We start from the raw sequence: 16,332 nt of genomic DNA, 5'->3' as shown, positions 1-16,332 counted from the left end.
TGGCTAGATGCAATAGCCATGAGGTTGGAGCGGCGTCGTCAGCACAAGCAACTTCTCGAACTTGATGACCATTTGCTGGCCGACATCGGCATGTCCAGAACGACCGTTGAAGAATTGCGCAGGTCTCACCTGTACATGATGGCGTGGCGCGACAGCCGGTGATAGCCAATGTCTCAGATGGGTCAAAGGGAGAAGTCCGGATGCTCCACCTGGAGGTCGGCTTTGCCCCGAAATAGCAGACATCCTCAGAGGCCGTCGGCATGTCTCAAAATTGTCAACAAGCGACAAAGAGGCCGCCTACTGAGGCAGCCTTAGTTTTCGTTCTCCTCGTTCCGGGAGTTTCTAAAAACTCGACGTAGCGATCAGTCTGGTTGGCAATGCAGTTCCAGCTAAATGCCAAGTTGATCAGAACGGTTGTTCAATCTTACTTTCGGCCGCAAGGCCGAGTGACGACGCTGCAAAAACGGCATTCTAAGAAAAATGTTCCCGGGCCGCGCACACCGAGATGGGGCCTTAGCACTTCTCTATGACGACTGTTCCTCTCACAACATAAATCGTGCGTTCGCCGTCCGACACCTCCCAGGCAAGGTACGTATTCCTCACACTGCTGACCGATTTCCTGAGAGCCGAAGGCGTGCAGCGAACGGCGCGGGCGCATGCTTCGTTTTTGTTGCGAAGCGCAGTGCCTCGACGGTCCGGCACCGTTTGCCCATTTAAGTGCTTGTGGAAATAGAATCTGGGCATCTGGAACTCTCCCGAGTACGCTCTGCCCTCCTCTGGGGCTCCACGCGGAACGCGAGTTTTCGTTCCAACAAAAAAGCTTACTTAATAATACAGCGGGAACCGCAAGACCGGTCCAATTCGTCTGGCCGATAACCCTTAACCTCTTGCCGAGAATCCAACATTCGCCAGCGGTGATTTGGTCTCTCGATGTCGCCTATGGGTCAATCGCGTCACTTTGACAGCGCTGCGAACTTCTGGTCTTTCCCGGATTAGCGGACATCAGCGACCGAATACGTCAGGTCCCAATACCGAGCCGCCTGTCGTAAGCCCGCCCGGTCATTCCCCAGTCGCGAATTTTAGGTCCGAGGCACTTCCTTGAAAACTCTTTGCACGACACTGGTGCCGATGCCCAGCGTCTTACCGATCTTGAGAATCCCGTCTCCTTTTGCCCTCAATTCAACGATGCGCCGCTCCACCGCCGGCTCAACTCGGCGTCGACCCAGTTTCACCCCTTTCGCCCGCGCGCGAGCCAGACCTGCATTTACCCTTTCCCGAATAATCCCTCGCTCGAACTCAGCAAATACGCCGAGCATCTGAAACATAGCTTTGCCCGCGGTCGTTGACGTATCGAGTCCTTGCTGGTGGAGAAAAAGTCCTACGTCCTTTTCATGTAGAGCTTGCAGGATGCCAAGCAGATCCGTCAGCGATCGACCGAGGCGATCCACAGACCACGACGCGACCATGTCAAACTCTTTCGCGTTCACCGCCTTCATCATCGCGTCCAGTCCAGGCCGCTTATCACGGCCCTTAGCGCCACTGATCCCAGCATCCTCATAGACTTTAACGACCTTCCACCCGGATCGTTCGGCCACCGCCTCGAGCTCGCGCCGCTGGTTGTCTGTCGTCTGCTTATCAGTCGAAACTCGAAGATAGATGGCGACGCGCTTCATGACGATCTCCCTGCCCGCTCAGCAGACCATAACATTATCTATACTGAAATCAAATGTTTTTCGTATAGAAACTCTGCGATAAATGCGGCCCTGCAAACCAGCCAGTTTTCGCCAAGAAATTTCGTGGGTTTTCCGTATGGCAGGATTTGACTGACCTACCAGAGGCGATTCGGGCTGGTACGCGAGTTGCTGCAGCTCTTTGTTTGCGTCGGCTCGATCCTGATACAGCCCCAAGAGCTCTCCAGCATCCTCATCGCGCTTCATTTTAGGCTGGAGCGGTGTGCGTGTGGCCAATAGGAGGCCACACTCATTGTCGCGCCGCCCTCAACGAAAACTTAGCAAGTGGGGACTATTCACTGCGGAGTGGGGAAATTGGAGCCGAGAAAATGAACCTGGCTATAAAACGCCTTGAGCCGGTGAAGCTGAGATCCGTTGGTTTGGACGAGCGCTGGCTCCAGCAACGGATTATCGACGATCCCGAAATTCTTGGCCTCGGACAACTCGAAATCGCTTCGAGAGAACATCGACAGCCGTATGGCGGACGTATCGACTTTCTCATGCGCGATGCCGAAGGGGAAACATACTATGCAGTGGAGGTGATGCTTGGCGCTCTCGATGAAAGCCACATAATTCGCACACTCGAGTATTGGGATCTGGAGCGTCAAAGGCGCCCGCAACTTGAACATCGGGCCGTCATCGTTGCAGAGGAAATCACCGGTCGATTTTTCAACGTCATTAGACTGCTCAACCGTGCAGTCCCGATCATTGCTGTGCAACTCACGGCCGTCAAACTCAACGATAACGACGTGGGTCTTTTGCCCGTCACGGTCCTGGATGTCTTGACGGAATTCGGCGACCCCGCGGCGGTAGCGCCTGAGGAGCGAGTAGATCGACCATATTGGGAGACAAAGGTACCTGCCGCTTCCTTATCGGTAGTAGACAAGATCGTTGCAGGCTTGCGATCGTTTGGCGCCGAAACACGTCTAACCTACAACCGGCATCACATCGCTCTCGGCAGTACCGGAGTCAATTTCGCTTGGTTTCACCCCCGTCAGACATCAGGGAATTGTCAAATTAACTTCAGGGTCTTTGAGGATCGGGACGGCATTTTGCTGGATTTACAGAACGGCGGGATTGACGCATCGCCAAAGCGAACCAATGACGTGGGATTCGGCATCTCCGCGGCCAATCTACCTCCGCATCTTAGTAAGATATGCGAGGTTCTTAAGGTCTCGGAACAACACAGCCGAGAATGACCCCCGCTCACGGGCTACGTTTGCAGCGCAGATGGCCAGCTGCGCTCTCACGAGTGCGATCCAGCCCGGGGAGCCATTTGAGACATTGAAACTCCAAGACAATCCCCCGTCATTGACCCACTCTCTACGACAATGCGAAAAGCGGGTCACATCCGTTCCCGAAATAACCTCTTCGCAATCAATGCACGGACAGGATAACGCCGATTTTCAGGGGCGGCTGATGCCCGTTCTGGGCACCGAGGTAGAACAAATTGGCAAGGTCGAGTTCAATTCCGGTGACTTCGCTCGACCCTGAGAAGGTCGCCTATTGGTATTTCCGCCTGAACGGCTTTCTCCAGATCGAGAACTTCGTCGTGCATCCCGAAAGGCGCGGTGGTCAGCGCACGGACGCGGATCTTCTCGCAGTGCGCTTCCCGCACCGAGCGGAGCGCCTGTTCGATAATCCGAACGACATTATGGCGGACGACGAGCACCGCCTCGCGCTTTCCCGCGACCTAATCGACGTAGTCGTCGCCGAAGTGAAGACGAACCAGCGGTGCACCCTGAACGGCCCCTGGACGCTGCAAGAGCAGCAGAACGTTCACCGAGTCCTCGCAGCAATTGGCTGCTTTCCACCCGGCGGCATCGACGAAGCGGCGGCCGACATCTACCGCGCTGGCATCCATCAAAGCGACTTGGGCCTTCGGGTCCGACTAGTCGCGGTGGGACGTGACCGCAGTGACGACCTCACGGGGCGTTATCCGGGGGTAAGCCAGCTCATTTGGCCGGAGCTCTGCGCATTTATCTGGCATCGCCTGCATACCTACCGCAACCAGAAGACGGACGTGCATCAGTGGGACGCGGAGGGACGCAAGCTCAAGCGCCTTGTCGACGAATCGGGCGATCCCGACGGCTTCACCGCAGTGGCATTGTATCTGATGGGGATACGACACAGGAATTAACGTGCGCGCCGTGGCCTGTGATGTGTGAGAGAGCAGGCATCAAATGGTTCGCAGGATCTCGATGGCTCATCTCGCCTTTAGGACCTCGGGACGTTAGTCCTAGCTCCTTTGAACGCGCGGATTCTGTCAATTAGCTGCTGAACTTCGTCATATGTCATGCTGCCGGTACTCCACGTGTTATTTGGAGCTTTGAAGGTGTCGAAGGCTGCATGATTATCGCCGTGGTATGCCCCGTAGATTTGCTCTTGGCCGTCGCCATCAGCGTAGCCACACGGTAGTAAGGAATCAGTCCTCTCCTGTGGAGACTATCCTGACAGCCGCATTTCCGTGAGCTTTTGATGCAGGCGCCCCAAAACACCCAGAACATAGTCCAAAGGATAAATCTCGTGATCACCGACCTTATTCAGATTCGGACGCATCCCCTCCGAACCTTGATACAGAAGACAGGAAGAGAGCATATTCGATGATCCGGAGCCTGGATAGCGGATCGTGTTCCGGAGCACCCATCTGCATCTTAGCGTAAAGCTCAAGCGGGATGGAATCATCGGTATCAAGCCAACGATGCAGCAACTCAAAATATGAGAGGTAGGCAGGAGCCGTATTATGGGATGCATGCCTAAAACCAAACAGTCTGGCTATTCGCGAATCCCATATCGGGAACAAATTGGGAAGGAGAAAATGCAAAAGCTTGCTGGTGCCAACGACTGATTTGTTCACACTGAAAAGTAGAGAGGCTAGTTCGTGAACAGGAACTCGCGACACAATTACGCGGGCGTCAACGACAGACACGTCTCTCAAGTTTACGACGAACTTTGACAGCGGAAGCAGGTTGTCGGCGTTCTTCAGGATTGTTGGCATCCAGCCGTAGACCGCATATGCCGCCCCTTGTAATTGTTGCTCGTCGCTAGGATCTGTTCGGTCCCGAATTAGGGCGCGTAGCGCAAAATAGCCATTTGAATACGGCCCAATCGGGGTCGCAACATTGCCTCGTTCCGCTTCTTGAAGAAGTATCAAGGCTTCGGAAATCAACGCCATACCGTTTGTGAAGCGGTCGGCTTGTTTCTTGGTGCGCAAGGCTCCCCCCGTTTTAAGTCCCAGTCGCGCTCCCAGACCGAAGCGACTAGCTCAAAGCCTCGATTCGCGTCCGCCGCGCAGAACGTTCTTTCTTAACCTCCCGATTTCAAGGGCGCGAATCCAACGTACACGTCCGGCGCCGATGGATGTGTCATGATCGATTGAAACATAAACGCATCTGGGATTTCAACGAGCGCCACCAATTCCTGAACGTCTTCTTCCGCAATCTCCTCCCGCTCTCGGTCAGTCTTCTTGCTCATTGCCTCCCCGACGGCACGACTAAATCTTCCGCTTCGATATTCGAAGGCGATTCCATCGACCGCTGCAAAGAGGAGATGCTCGCACTTTCCGACGATCCACTCGTTGCCCTCCTCATTGCCTCCCCTGGCGATTTTGACCCCGCAGAGAGGGCAATGGATAGAATTTTCGCCGCCGTCATGAATGTCAACACACTGCATCTTCACGTTTTCATTCCTATGCTAAGACACGATCGCTCCGAGGCAGCTGAATAGACTGTCAGCGCAACAATTGCTTACTAATTCTTCAATCGCGAACAACTTCACCGGTCCACGGCTTGGCCTCTTAGAGCTTCGCAGAGCCGTGGCCCGCACGCCGAATCTCAAACGTCAGTTCATTGAAAATCGAGCTAGCATAACTTGCCTGGTTGGTACAATAATCTGGCTGCAATCTAAGGGCGATGCGGATGCATGTCGGGTGTCGCGATAGCGGTGGAACGATCGTGCCCGCCCGCATAAGGCCGGACTTTTCTATTACCGACGATGCCGTCGACGTGATGCTGTAGGGGCATCTCAGACGGTTGGATCGGGGCGCGTTACCGAGAAGCATAGGCATGAAAGAAGAAATGGTTTCACAGAACGCTTATGCAGAAGGCCGCTGCCTCCTTACGAATAACAAGGAGCGCATTCGCGATATCGGCTCCTCTATAAAAATGGCGAAAGCTATCCAGAAGTCACGTGAGTGAGAGACCCAATGGCAGCACATGGATAACGAACTTCTCAAACAACTTCAGGAACTGCGCGAGCGCGTCCGCTTAGAGCACGATTTCAGTCCAGCCAAGTTTCTGGCCGAGCGGATCAAGGCCGGAGCGCTAAAGATACCCGCCGCCGACAGCGCGAGTTTTGCGTCACAATTCGTCCGCCTTTGGCGCTATGGCGCTTATACGGCGCCAGAAATCGTGCTGGAGACGAGCGCACTGCTGCTCGGAGGGCGCCGTGCCGGCGTGGCGTGTGACCCCTGGGCTGACCTGGGGGTGCTGGCCAAGCGGGTCCGCGATGTCACTGGCGCCAGGACGTATGCGGTCTCGATGAACGTGGAGGATGCTACTGTCGGGAAGGCGCTCGGCCCCGAGCTTGAATGGATCACGGGCGACTTCCTGAACGTACTTGAGACGCTGCCGGCAGTGATCGATGTAATTGCCTCAGTACTGCCCTTCAATGCCAGGGCACAAGGTCCGCGGACCTTCGCCGGAGATTCGGGCACGCCAATCGATGTTGCGGACGACCGCGCTTCGCAAATTCTCGCTGCAGCCTCGCTGCGGCTTTCCGCCGATGGCGTTGCTCTCTATGTCGTAACGCCCACTTTCTTCATCCGTACGGACTCGATCCTCCATAAGCTCGGGAAGCTTGGTCTCGGGCTCGACGCCGCCTTCGCGCTCCCGGCAGGAACTTTCGCGCCATACACGAATGTAGCCGCCTACCTCATCGTGGTCCGTCGCGTGGCTTCCGATACGATGTTCGTTGCACAACTGAGCAAGGACAGCCACACCAACGCACAGATCGTTGAAAACTTTCGGCAATGTCGCGCGGACGGGCCTTTCGAACTTGGGCGCTATGTATCGCCAGGCAGTTTCCGTGGACTTGAGCCACTTCGCCTCGAAGAAAGGCTGCGCGAGGCCGAAATCCGGTTTGGCGCGCGCTCCATATCTCTTGATGAAATCGCCTTGGACATCCGTCTTGGCCGGCCGCAAGCTGATTTCGACTTCCCGGTTCTTACGAACGTTCTTTTCGTGCCGCTGGTCGGCAACAGCGATGTAGTGGACGATCCCGAAGCCCTGACACTCAAGAAGCAAAACTACGCACAAATCGCAATCGATCCTGCCCGATCGGATGCGCGGTTCGTTGCGCGGTTCCTCAACTCCGAACTGGGGCGCTCCATCCGGGAAGCGCACAAGTCCGGCACCACGATAGCGAAGCTCAATTCGACCGGCCTTCGACAGCTGCGGCTGTTTGTTCCGAACCACAAGTCGCAGCGCGAAATACTTGCGATCGACCAGCGCGTAGGAGCAGAGCGTACCACCCTTCTCGGCTTGCAGAACGACCTTGCCTCCCTCGAGCGCGATCTCTGGTCACCCTCATTCGACATGCCGGATGTCGAACGGCGACTCGGCGCACTCTCAAGCCGCATGAGCGGCGTTGCGCCGCACGTGGCTTCAACGCTCGACCAGTGGTTCGAAACCCTGCCGTTTCCGCTCGCCTCAATCCTGCGTACGTGGCAGGCGACGGCAAGCGACGACTACCGCGCCAAGTATCAGCATCTTTTGCAATTCTTCGAGGCTGCGGCCGAGTTTATGAGCGTCATCTATTTCAGCGCTTTTGGCTCTCAATCGGCCTTTTTTGAGCCGCATCGCGCCAAGCTGGTGGTCGCATGGGCAAAGCAACGGGTTAGTCTGGAACGGCCAACGTTCGCGACGTGGAGGATTGCGAATGAGTATCTGTCGAAGCAAACCCGGCAACTGTTGGACGACGACGCGGAGGGACGCCCCCTATGCGCGGAGCTGTTCGCCGATCCAAGCCTTACGCTGCCAAGGATGCTGGCTCATAAGGACATCGCAACTATCTTCGCCGCGGCGAACAAGATGCGCAACGATTGGTCCGGCCATGGGGGCATGGTGAGCCCCGACGATGCCCGTCAGCGCAATCAGCTGCTCCTCGGAGAGTTGCAGAAGCTGCGCGAGGCGATGGCCGACGACTGGAAATCCGTGAAGCTCGCCCGCGCCCTACACTGCAAGCCACGCGGCGGGATCTTCGAGAACGAGATCGCACTCTTGGTGGGAAGCAATACCGAGTTTCTTAAACAGCCGCGCGATATGGCGACCTGGCTCGACATCGAGCGCCTCTACCTTCTTTCCGATGGCGCGGCTCACGGGCTCCAACTCCTGCCGCTAGTATTTATCGGAGCGTCACCTCCATCCGCGAAGAATGCCTGCTATTTCTTCAACCGCGTGGAGAAGGACGGTGTGCGGTTTGTTTCCTACCACTTCACCGATAGGGCTGAACTGACAGAGCTGTTTGCGGAAGCCAGCGCGACGATACGGTCGCTCGCGCAAGCCGGCTCCGCAGGGGGCAGTTGAACCGCAAGGTGAGCGCGTCGAGCTCGATAGCTAGTACCTGATAGCTCTAGTAGTATTCGCGAATGTAGCCGTACGCGCGCTCGAAAAGCTCGACGTCTTGGTGCAGCTTGAACTTGAAAAGTGTCTGCCGGAGCGCCTTCCTAACCTCTCGTTCACCCGCGTGAGTGGCCTGCCAACCATCGAACCTGATGGCCCGAACAATCTCATCGATGTCATCAACGACACGCTTGACCATGACAGGCGTATCGCCATTGCGAGCCTCTTCGAAAAGTTCGGTCAAGGCAGCTTTCCCGCGGTCGATATCTTCCTCTTCAGGCGTTTCGCGCTCGGTCTTCACTACGTCTTTTGCCAACGCAAGAAGTTCCTTGAGGAAATCAATCGATAGGAGAAGTCCCTGCTGATGCCTATTTTTAAGACCTTCCAGACGCTCACTCAACTCTTTGAACTTCGGGTTGCCTGCGTGTTTCCGAAGGTGCCCCGTTAACTTGATCGAGATCTCTTTTGCCTTCTTCTCCGGATCGGGATTACCGAGTACGGCCTCAAGCAGCTCGGCATCCAATACGAGAGTCTCTAGGTCATCGCGAATTGCCTCCACATGAACGTTTTCATGAATGAGCTCGATTGTCTTGGCCCCTAATCGGTGCCAAAGCAGCCTGCCAGTGCCGGTTGAGGGCTTCAGAGATTCGTAGACCTGCGCGAGCCAGCGATAGTCGGTCTGGTACTGCGTCAGCAAGGGATCGGGCGACAGCGCCTCCCAGATTCGCGCTAGCACGCCGAAATCTGCAGCGAAGGTATCCCGCAGATCGTTGTTCGGGATGCATTCCTGCGCGGCGATCAGTCCCTCGTAGCCCGTCAGGCTGCGATCCACCCCGGCAAAGTAGGCGAGGCACTTCTGTAGTGCCGCCGGCAGCGCGTTGATCAGTTCGGCGATGTTCGAGACCGCCTTCTTCACACTCTCTTCATCGAACTTTAGCGCCTGAGCGACGTCGTCGAAGATGCCGAGGTAGTCGACGATGAGGCCGTGGGTCTTCTGCTCGCCATAGGGGCGGTTCGTCCGGCAGATGGCCTGAAGCAGGGTGTGATCCCGCAGGGGCTTGTCCAGATACATCGTCTGCAGGATCGGAGCATCAAATCCCGTCAGCAGCTTCGACGTCACGATGATAATTTTCAGCGGATCTTTCGGATCGCGGAAGCGGTCAAGCAGCTTTTCCTCGGCATCCCGGTCACGCCTGTACGCCGCATACTCAGGCTCGCCACTGTTCACCGAAATCACGATGTCGGACACATCTGGAGGCAAGTGCCGGTCGAGTTCCTGCTTGTATAGCAGGCAGCTTTCGCGGTCGAATGTCACGACCTGAGCGCCAAACCCGTTCGGCGCGACCTTTTCGAGATAATGCTTGGCGATATCACCGCAGATGGCGCGGATGCGCGCAGGAGCCTTCATGAGAATTGCCATCTTGGCAGCGGCCTTGCCCAATCGATCGCGGTCCTCATCAGTCAACCCGGCCGTCAATTCGGCATACGCAGCCTCGATAGCCTTCTGGTCAATGTGCAGATTCACCAGCCGCGGTTCGAAGTGCAGTTGCTTAGTCGCACCGTCGCGGATCGAGTCATTCAGGCCGTAGCGGCTCATGTAGCCACCCTCGTCCTGTTCGGCTCCGAAAGCATAAAACGTGTTTTTGTCGGCGCGGTTAATCGGGGTACCAGTCAGGCCGAATAGGAATGCGTTCGGAAGCGCCTCGCGCATCTTGCGACCCAAACCACCTTCCTGCGTACGGTGCGCCTCGTCTACCAGCACGATGATGTTGTCGCGATCGTTTAGCACGCCGTCGGCCTCAGCGAACTTATGAATCGTCGTGATCACCACTTTCCGCGCGTCTTTGGCTAGAAGATCGGCCAGTTCCTTACGACTTTCGGTGCGCACCATGTTGGGCATGTCGGCCGCATAGAAGGTGCCGGAGATCTGACTGTCGAGATCGATGCGGTCGACGACCACCAGCACTGTCGGATTCTTAAGCGCGGGATGCAGGCGCAGCTTGCGGGCGGCGAACAGCATAAGTAGCGATTTACCCGACCCTTGGAAATGCCAGATCAGACCCTTGCGCGGCTGCCCGGCCACCACGCGCGCAACAATCTTGTTGACGCCGTCTACTTGTTGATACCGCGCGATGATTTTGATCCGCTGCTGGCCCTTCTGCGTCGCAAAAGCCGTGAAGCTGTCGAGCATGTCGAGGACCCTGGCCGGCCGCAGCATTGAGGCGGCGTCCCTTTCGACCCCACTGAGTGACTGTGGCCCCTCGGCCTCGGCCCGCCAGGGGCCCCACAAATCGACTGGCATCCGGACTGACCCGTAGCGGAACTCTTTACCTTCCGTCGCCACGGAAAAGACGTTGGGCACGAACAGCTCGGGCACATTCGGCTCGTAATCGTCATGGATCTGTAAGGCAGCGTCGAGCCAGCTTTGGCTTGACCGTACCGGTGTCTTGGCCTCAATGACAACCAGAGGAATGCCGTTAACCAGCAATACCAGATCGGCGCGCTTTTCGGTCTTTCCAGCGCGAATAGTAAATTGCTGTGTGACGACGAAGCTGTTTTGCTCGATGTCATCGAAGTCGACCAGGCGGATGGTGACATGCGTTCCATTTACGCCGAAGGGTAGAGAGCGTTCGCCGAGAAGCCATGCGGCGAACTCCTCGTTTGCTTTCACCAGCCCGTCAGAGCGCGCACTCATGACGATGGCGCGCAACCGGTATATCAGGTCGTCGACGCGGGAGGGGTTCTCGGCGATTGAAGGGTTGAGACGGATCAGTGCTGCGCGCAGGTAGGATTCAACAAGCACCTCTTGTGGTTGGCGCGGCAAATCAGTGGAAGGAACGAAGTGCCAGCCAAGGCCCGAGATCTTGCGGCCAGTGCGTGCAAGGCCGGGAGATAGCTCGCTTGCGCGCCCTGAAGCGGGACCCACAAGAAGATCGCGCAAATTGGCCTCAACGGTGTTTGCTTCGTTGAAACCCAGGAAGCGCTGTCTTCCTTCTTCTAGAGCTAGGCTTCTGTCGGAGCCCGTCGAAACGCTGAGCAATGTGATGGGCTTCAAAAGACTCCGAAGCTCTTCTTGTGCCCCATGCGAATACAACAGCTTTTCAGCGCCATCCGCGGGAAGGGAGACTGACAGAATTACGCTGCCTTGCCTCACCGACACGATGAATACGTCCTTTGGACAGGCGTCGATGGCTGCGGCAATAGCCACGAGCACACGCTCTCTATCCTTCTCGAAGTCGTCCTTCGTTGTATCCAATTTCAAAGCAATTACTTGCCGCGGGCCCAGGTCGGCAGGAACGCACTTGTAACGCGCTACCCAAGGCTTTTCCTTGTAGGACTTCAGAGTTTTCTGATCCCAGTCTTCATCATGCGATCGTGTGTGACAAATGCTACACAGCACGATCAGGTTGTCGAAGGAATGGTCCTTAGTGGCCGCCCACGGCTCAATGTGTGCCTTCTCCAATGAAACGTGCTCTCCGCAAACGCAGCACCGATGAGCACACTCCACCATCAGCGCGCGCTGAATTTCCATCGGGATGGGCGGGCGCGGCGACATCAGAAAAGGCCCGCGATAAAATCAGTGAAACTGTTCAACTCAGATTGGCGAATACTCCGGTCGAGGCCAGGGAGAATATTGCGCAGATGGACTGCGACAGTGTTGGCTTCGGTGATGGTCACTCTGCATCTCCGGATATCGCCTTAAACAATTGTTTCTGAATTTCACGCAGCTGCGCCAATCTGCTTTCAACCACGCTGTTTTGGGTTCCCAAGGCAGCGAGGAACTGAACAGCCTCTTGCTGTACTTCGATTGGCGGCACGACAAGCTTGTGGGCCCGAATGTCCTGACCATTTACCTTCCAAATTCCGTTGGAAGACTTTGCCCGAGAGATCAGTTTCCCATGGACTGCAGGATGATTCCATTGCGCGACGACGAAATCAGGGAGGATCTGCGTCTGATCGAAGCGCATCCGGATCAACAAATCCGGGTAAACCAAGTCGGCGTAGGTCTCACGGCTGATGCCGACGCGCCCGCAAAGATCACGGTTACCATTCCCTCGAATGGCGAAAATATCGCCAGATCGAACCGTAAATGGGACGGCCTCCTCTGTCGCCATTTCCACAAACTTAATGCAGCCTTCCGGATCAAAAACGCCATATCGGACCGCACTGATGCTGACGGTCTTGAAGCCAGCCTCGCGGTCACTTGGTGCAGGGGATCGGCCATTTGTTGGGCCGTCGATCAGCAAATCCGCGACCTTAATCCCCTGCGCTGCGTCATCTGTTCTGCTGAGAACTTGCGCGATGAACGCAGCCGACAGAATGGAGAATTGTTCGTTTGCAGCTTGCAGTGACTCGATAGAAGCGCGTTGTGCTGATAGCGCCTCCACCAACCGCGCCTGTTCTTGGATCGGCGGAAGCAGAAACTCGAAGCTGGCGAGGCTTGACCAGTTAGTGCGGGGCGACAGCGACCCGGCCGAAGTACCGACGGCATGGTCGAAGAATGCATCCGTCTGGCACAGGAAGGGCAGCAATTCCGGCTTCAGCCGATCATTCGCCGGTTCCAGCACATAGATATCGCCGGAACAGACCCCTTCGAAATCTGCCACGGCTACCTTGCGCTGATAGGCGCGACGCTTGCCGAACAGAACCTGCCCGGGCTTGAACACGCTGGTGAAGGTTGTGCCATTGGCAATGTCGCCCCAACGACGGATGCGCAGGTCACCGGGATCGATATGCTCCAGCCCCACGACGCGTTCGTAGCCAGCCGCCTCGGGGGCTGCCGCACGCGCTTTCGATAGGTGCACCACGTCGCCGAAGGCCACGCGCGTCCATCCCGCCTTGGACATCGGCCGTTCAAGCATCGGCTTCCTCCGCAGGCGTCAGCCCATCAAGCATGTCCACCAGCGCGTCCATGCCCGACCAGAACTCGCGTCCGTCCTCGTCAAAGGCGCCCCAGGTCGCCGCCAGCGTGGCGCCCCCGGCCGCTGTGGCCGCTTTGGGCCGCTTCACATAACGGGCGATCGACAGGTTCCCCTCGGCCGCCAGTACATCCGCTACGCTGGCCACCGCGGTAAAGCCCGGCTCATCGGCAAAGGCGCGATAAGCCGACAGGATACGCGCCTGATGATTGGGGCGCAGGAAGCTCTGCGCCCGTTCGCGCCCGATCTCGGCCACCGCGTCGACGAACAGGATTCGACCCTGGCGTTCGACCGGTATGCGCGACCGGCAGATCACCACACAGGCCTCCATCGGCGAGTTGTAGAACAGCCCCGGCCCCAGCCCCAGCACGCATTCGAGCCGGTCGGATTCGACCAGTTTGCGTCGCATTTCGGCCTCTTCGTTTCGGAAGAGTACGCCATGCGGGAACAGGATAGCGCAGCGCCCGGTCTGTGCGTCCATCGACGACAGGATGTGCTGGAAGAAGGCATAATCCGCACGCCCCTGCGGTGGGGTGCCAAGGAAGTTGCGGCCCCACTGATCCTTCTCCCACGCGCCGCGGTTCCATGTCTTGATGGAATAGGGCGGGTTGGCGAGAACCACGTCGAAGGTGCGGAGCCGATCGCCCTGCACGAAAGCGGGCGCGGCCAGTGTGTTGCCGCTGGCGATGTGGAAATCGTCCACACCATGGATGACCAGATTCATCCGCGCGATGGCCGCGGTAATGGTGATCAGCTCCTGTCCGAACAGGCCCGTACTGCGAATGTCACCGCCGCGCCGCTTCACCTCGGCGAGGCAGGAGATCAACATACCGCCGGTGCCGCAGGTGGGGTCATAGATGCTCTCGCCCGGCTGCGGCTCCAGCATCTGGGCCATCAGGTGCACAAGGGTGCGGTTGGTGTAAAACTCCTGCGCGGTGTGGCCGCTGTCGTCGGCGAATTTCCTTATCAGGTATTCGTAGCCGTTGCCGAGCTCGTCCTCGGGAACAGCTGCAAGGGTTAGATCGTACTTTGAAAAGTGCTCGATCAGATTCTTAAGGGTGCTGTCGGGCATCTGGGCCTTGTCGGTCCAGTTGGCGTTGCCGAAGACGCCCTGCAGGCGTTCGGGATTGGTAGCCTCGATGGCGAGGAAGGCCGACAGCAGCGCACGCCCTACGTCGCGAGGGGCAGCGCGGACATCGTTCCAATGCGCGCCGCCAGGGATCATGAAGCGGTCGTTGGCGGTGGCGTTGGCATAGCCTTCGTCGCCCGTCTCATCGAGCGCCTGCTGGTAATCCTCGTCCCAGACATCGGACAAGCGCTTGAAGAACATTAGCGGGAAGATGTACTGCTTGTAGTCGCTGGCATCGACCAGCCCGCGCAACAGCGTGGCCGCGCCCCAGAGATAGGTTTCAAGTTCGCGTTGGGTCAGTTGGGTCATTGCAGCCAGCCCCCTTCAGCCAGCACCCTGCGAAGATGGTCTTCGGCCGCGCGGGCATCGACCAGCGCGCTCTTGAATGCCTCGACGGCCTCGGGCAGCGGCGGGATGTCCTGGCCGGTTGGCCGCAGCACGTAACGCGAGATGTTCAGCGTCCAGCCTTCTTTCTTGATCTCGTCCACTGTTGCGACCTTGGCGCGATCCTCGACATCCGCGAAGGCGCGATACCAAGCGACGATTTGATCACTATGTTCGAAATCGAGGAAGTTCTGGGCGCGGGCTTTGCGGAACAGGCTGGAGGCGTCGATGATCAGAACCTTGTTTCTCCGTTCGACGGGCTTCTTGCGACGCAAGATCACCACGCAACCGGCAAGCTGAGTGCCATAGAATAGGTTTGGAGCAAGGCCGATGACAGCCTCGACCATGTCATTCTGCAGCAAGGCCTCACGAATGCCGCCTTCTGCGGACTTTCGAAACAGCGCGCCTTGCGGGAGAACGACTGCCATGCGACTGTTCCCGGTTGGCGCCATCGACGCGATCATGTGCTGCACAAACGCATAGTCGCCATAGCTCTCCGGCGGGATGCCATAGCCTGCTCGCGCCCAAGGGTCGGCTTCCCAAATCTCGCGACCCCACTCCTTCAGGGAGAACGGCGGATTAGCGATTACGCAGTCGAAAGTTGCCAACCCGCCCGTGCTGGGGTCCGTGAATGCCGGATTCCTAAGTGTGTCTTCACGGGCAATCTGAAAATCTTCAATGCCGTGAAGCACTAGGTTCATGCGTGCAATGGCGGAGGTGGTCAGATTCTTCTCCTGACCGTAGATTTTCCCATAGAAGGTTCGAGGGTCGCCGCCTTTGCGGACGACGTGTTCGATGGCGCCCAGCAACATGCCGCCCGTACCGCACGCGGGGTCGTAAATGCTCTCCCCTCCTTGGGGATCAAGGATCTCCACCATCATCCTTACCACGCTGCGCGGGGTATAAAATTCGCCGGCCTTGTTGCGGCGCGTGACATCGGCAAATTTGCCAACCAAATATTCGTAGGCGTCACCGAGCACATCCGTGCTGACCGCTTTATTGCCAAGCCGGATTTCAGAGAACCCCTCGATCAAGTCCTTGAGCAGCTCATCGGTGAATTTCTCCTTGTTGCCCCAGTCCGCCGTGCCGAACACGCGATAGAGCGTATCGGGGTTGGCCCGCTCTATCTCCTGCATTGCGCGCACCAACGCTGCCCCAACATTAGCCGGAACCGCGCGAACGTCGTCCCAGTGGCAACCCTCCGGGACAACGAAGCGATGGATTTCGGGAAAAAGCGAGGGATCAACCTCGCCATAAATTTCCTGGGCTTCTTTCATTTCCTCATCCCAAACGTCGGAGATGCGTTTGAAGAAGAGTAACGGCAGGATGTAGCCCTTCCAATCCGTACGATCTACGGCGGAGCCTCGCAACGTATTCGCCGCCTCCCAAAGCGCTGATTTGATCTCCTGATCTTGCTGCTGCATTTGAAGGTTAGCGTCTTTCATTTCGGAGCGAGCGGCCGACTCCTGACCACCACGCTTTTCTCGTAAGGGATCGATTTTGTACGCGCGCGATTGAAGCCGCTGCATGAGCGGAAACGTCCGGCCGTT

The 16,332-nt window shown here is 57.3% G+C and carries 14 protein-coding genes; 6 read left to right on the top strand and 8 right to left on the bottom strand.

Annotated features, from left to right (window positions below):
- Positions 1-18 precede the first annotated feature (18 nt).
- Positions 19-162, top strand: a complete 144-nt coding sequence (locus JQ611_RS31915; RefSeq protein ID WP_212467693.1) for a DUF1127 domain-containing protein — start codon at positions 19-21, stop codon at positions 160-162.
- Positions 163-513: 351 nt separating this feature from the next.
- Here the strand turns inward: JQ611_RS31915 and JQ611_RS43150 are convergent, their stop codons facing one another.
- Positions 514-744, bottom strand: a complete 231-nt coding sequence (locus tag JQ611_RS43150) for a DUF6894 family protein (RefSeq protein WP_409411313.1) — start codon at positions 742-744, stop codon at positions 514-516.
- A gap of 335 nt (positions 745-1,079) precedes the next feature.
- Positions 1,080-1,673, bottom strand: coding sequence for a recombinase family protein (locus tag JQ611_RS31910; RefSeq protein WP_212467690.1), 594 nt, complete (start codon positions 1,671-1,673; stop codon positions 1,080-1,082).
- A gap of 386 nt (positions 1,674-2,059) precedes the next feature.
- On the opposite strand from JQ611_RS31910, the gene JQ611_RS31905 reads away from it, so the two are divergent.
- The gene (locus JQ611_RS31905) at positions 2,060-2,929 is read left to right on the top strand and encodes a hypothetical protein (protein WP_212467689.1); all 870 of its coding nucleotides are present in this window, start codon (positions 2,060-2,062) and stop codon (positions 2,927-2,929) included.
- A 275-nt stretch (positions 2,930-3,204) separates the two neighbouring features.
- Complete coding sequence (locus tag JQ611_RS31900; RefSeq protein WP_212467688.1) at positions 3,205-3,870, top strand: hypothetical protein; 666 nt, start codon at positions 3,205-3,207, stop codon at positions 3,868-3,870.
- Between the two features lie 399 nt (positions 3,871-4,269).
- Here the strand turns inward: JQ611_RS31900 and JQ611_RS31895 are convergent, their stop codons facing one another.
- Positions 4,270-4,944, bottom strand: a complete 675-nt coding sequence (locus tag JQ611_RS31895) for a DUF6308 family protein (RefSeq protein ID WP_212467687.1) — start codon at positions 4,942-4,944, stop codon at positions 4,270-4,272.
- A 161-nt stretch (positions 4,945-5,105) separates the two neighbouring features.
- Between JQ611_RS31895 and JQ611_RS31890 the strand changes: the two genes are divergently transcribed.
- The 3 genes from JQ611_RS31890 to JQ611_RS31885 all read left to right on the top strand — a co-directional run bounded on the left by JQ611_RS31890 (position 5,106) and on the right by JQ611_RS31885 (position 8,314).
- The gene (locus JQ611_RS31890; protein WP_212467686.1) at positions 5,106-5,456 is read left to right on the top strand and encodes a hypothetical protein; all 351 of its coding nucleotides are present in this window, start codon (positions 5,106-5,108) and stop codon (positions 5,454-5,456) included.
- 338 nt (positions 5,457-5,794) lie between these two features.
- Positions 5,795-5,926, top strand: a complete 132-nt coding sequence (locus tag JQ611_RS42585) for a hypothetical protein (RefSeq protein ID WP_283816791.1) — start codon at positions 5,795-5,797, stop codon at positions 5,924-5,926.
- An 18-nt stretch (positions 5,927-5,944) separates the two neighbouring features.
- Positions 5,945-8,314, top strand: coding sequence for a hypothetical protein (locus tag JQ611_RS31885; RefSeq protein WP_212467685.1), 2,370 nt, complete (start codon positions 5,945-5,947; stop codon positions 8,312-8,314).
- Between the two features lie 46 nt (positions 8,315-8,360).
- Here JQ611_RS31885 and JQ611_RS31880 read toward each other — a convergent pair whose 3' ends face one another.
- The 5 genes from JQ611_RS31880 to JQ611_RS31865 are packed head-to-tail and all read right to left on the bottom strand — an operon-like array spanning position 8,361 to position 16,311.
- Positions 8,361-11,906, bottom strand: a complete 3,546-nt coding sequence (locus JQ611_RS31880) for an HsdR family type I site-specific deoxyribonuclease (protein ID WP_212467684.1) — start codon at positions 11,904-11,906, stop codon at positions 8,361-8,363.
- A complete protein-coding gene (locus JQ611_RS42580) occupies positions 11,906-12,028 on the bottom strand; it encodes a hypothetical protein (RefSeq protein ID WP_283816790.1) in 123 nt (40 codons plus the stop codon). The genes JQ611_RS31880 and JQ611_RS42580 overlap by 1 nt, the downstream gene beginning before the upstream one ends.
- Entirely contained in the window at positions 12,025-13,212 is a 1,188-nt protein-coding gene (locus JQ611_RS31875; RefSeq protein ID WP_212467683.1) for a restriction endonuclease subunit S, read from the bottom strand. Before JQ611_RS31875 ends, JQ611_RS42580 begins: the two co-directional genes overlap by 4 nt.
- Positions 13,205-14,707: a class I SAM-dependent DNA methyltransferase gene (locus JQ611_RS31870; RefSeq protein WP_212467682.1), complete on the bottom strand. Its 1,503-nt coding sequence runs from the start codon at positions 14,705-14,707 to the stop codon at positions 13,205-13,207. The genes JQ611_RS31875 and JQ611_RS31870 overlap by 8 nt, the downstream gene beginning before the upstream one ends.
- Positions 14,704-16,311, bottom strand: a complete 1,608-nt coding sequence (locus JQ611_RS31865) for a class I SAM-dependent DNA methyltransferase (protein ID WP_249133612.1) — start codon at positions 16,309-16,311, stop codon at positions 14,704-14,706. The genes JQ611_RS31870 and JQ611_RS31865 overlap by 4 nt, the downstream gene beginning before the upstream one ends.
- Between the last annotated feature and the right edge of the window lie 21 nt (positions 16,312-16,332).

Origin of the sequence: Bradyrhizobium sp. AUGA SZCCT0182, assembly GCF_018130185.1 — a bacterium.
In the GTDB taxonomy this organism is placed as follows: domain Bacteria; phylum Pseudomonadota; class Alphaproteobacteria; order Rhizobiales; family Xanthobacteraceae; genus Bradyrhizobium.
The sequence above is the reverse complement of the archived record's forward strand: the minus strand, read 5'-3'. Positions and strand labels throughout refer to the sequence as shown.

Bases quoted from the DNA above. Each gene is read 5' to 3' on its own strand.
- JQ611_RS43150 (WP_409411313.1), bottom strand. From the start codon at position 744: ATGCCCAGATTCTATTTCCACAAGCACTTAAATGGGCAAACGGTGCCG.
- JQ611_RS31915 (WP_212467693.1), top strand. From the start codon at position 19: ATGAGGTTGGAGCGGCGTCGTCAGCACAAGCAACTTCTCGAACTTGAT.
- JQ611_RS31910 (WP_212467690.1), bottom strand. From the start codon at position 1,673: ATGAAGCGCGTCGCCATCTATCTTCGAGTTTCGACTGATAAGCAGACG.
- JQ611_RS31875 (WP_212467683.1), bottom strand. From the start codon at position 13,212: ATGCTTGAACGGCCGATGTCCAAGGCGGGATGGACGCGCGTGGCCTTC.
- JQ611_RS31905 (WP_212467689.1), top strand. From the start codon at position 2,060: ATGAACCTGGCTATAAAACGCCTTGAGCCGGTGAAGCTGAGATCCGTT.
- JQ611_RS42585 (WP_283816791.1), top strand. From the start codon at position 5,795: ATGAAAGAAGAAATGGTTTCACAGAACGCTTATGCAGAAGGCCGCTGC.
- JQ611_RS31865 (WP_249133612.1), bottom strand. From the start codon at position 16,311: ATGCAGCGGCTTCAATCGCGCGCGTACAAAATCGATCCCTTACGAGAA.
- JQ611_RS31885 (WP_212467685.1), top strand. From the start codon at position 5,945: ATGGATAACGAACTTCTCAAACAACTTCAGGAACTGCGCGAGCGCGTC.
- JQ611_RS31870 (WP_212467682.1), bottom strand. From the start codon at position 14,707: ATGACCCAACTGACCCAACGCGAACTTGAAACCTATCTCTGGGGCGCG.
- JQ611_RS31880 (WP_212467684.1), bottom strand. From the start codon at position 11,906: ATGTCGCCGCGCCCGCCCATCCCGATGGAAATTCAGCGCGCGCTGATG.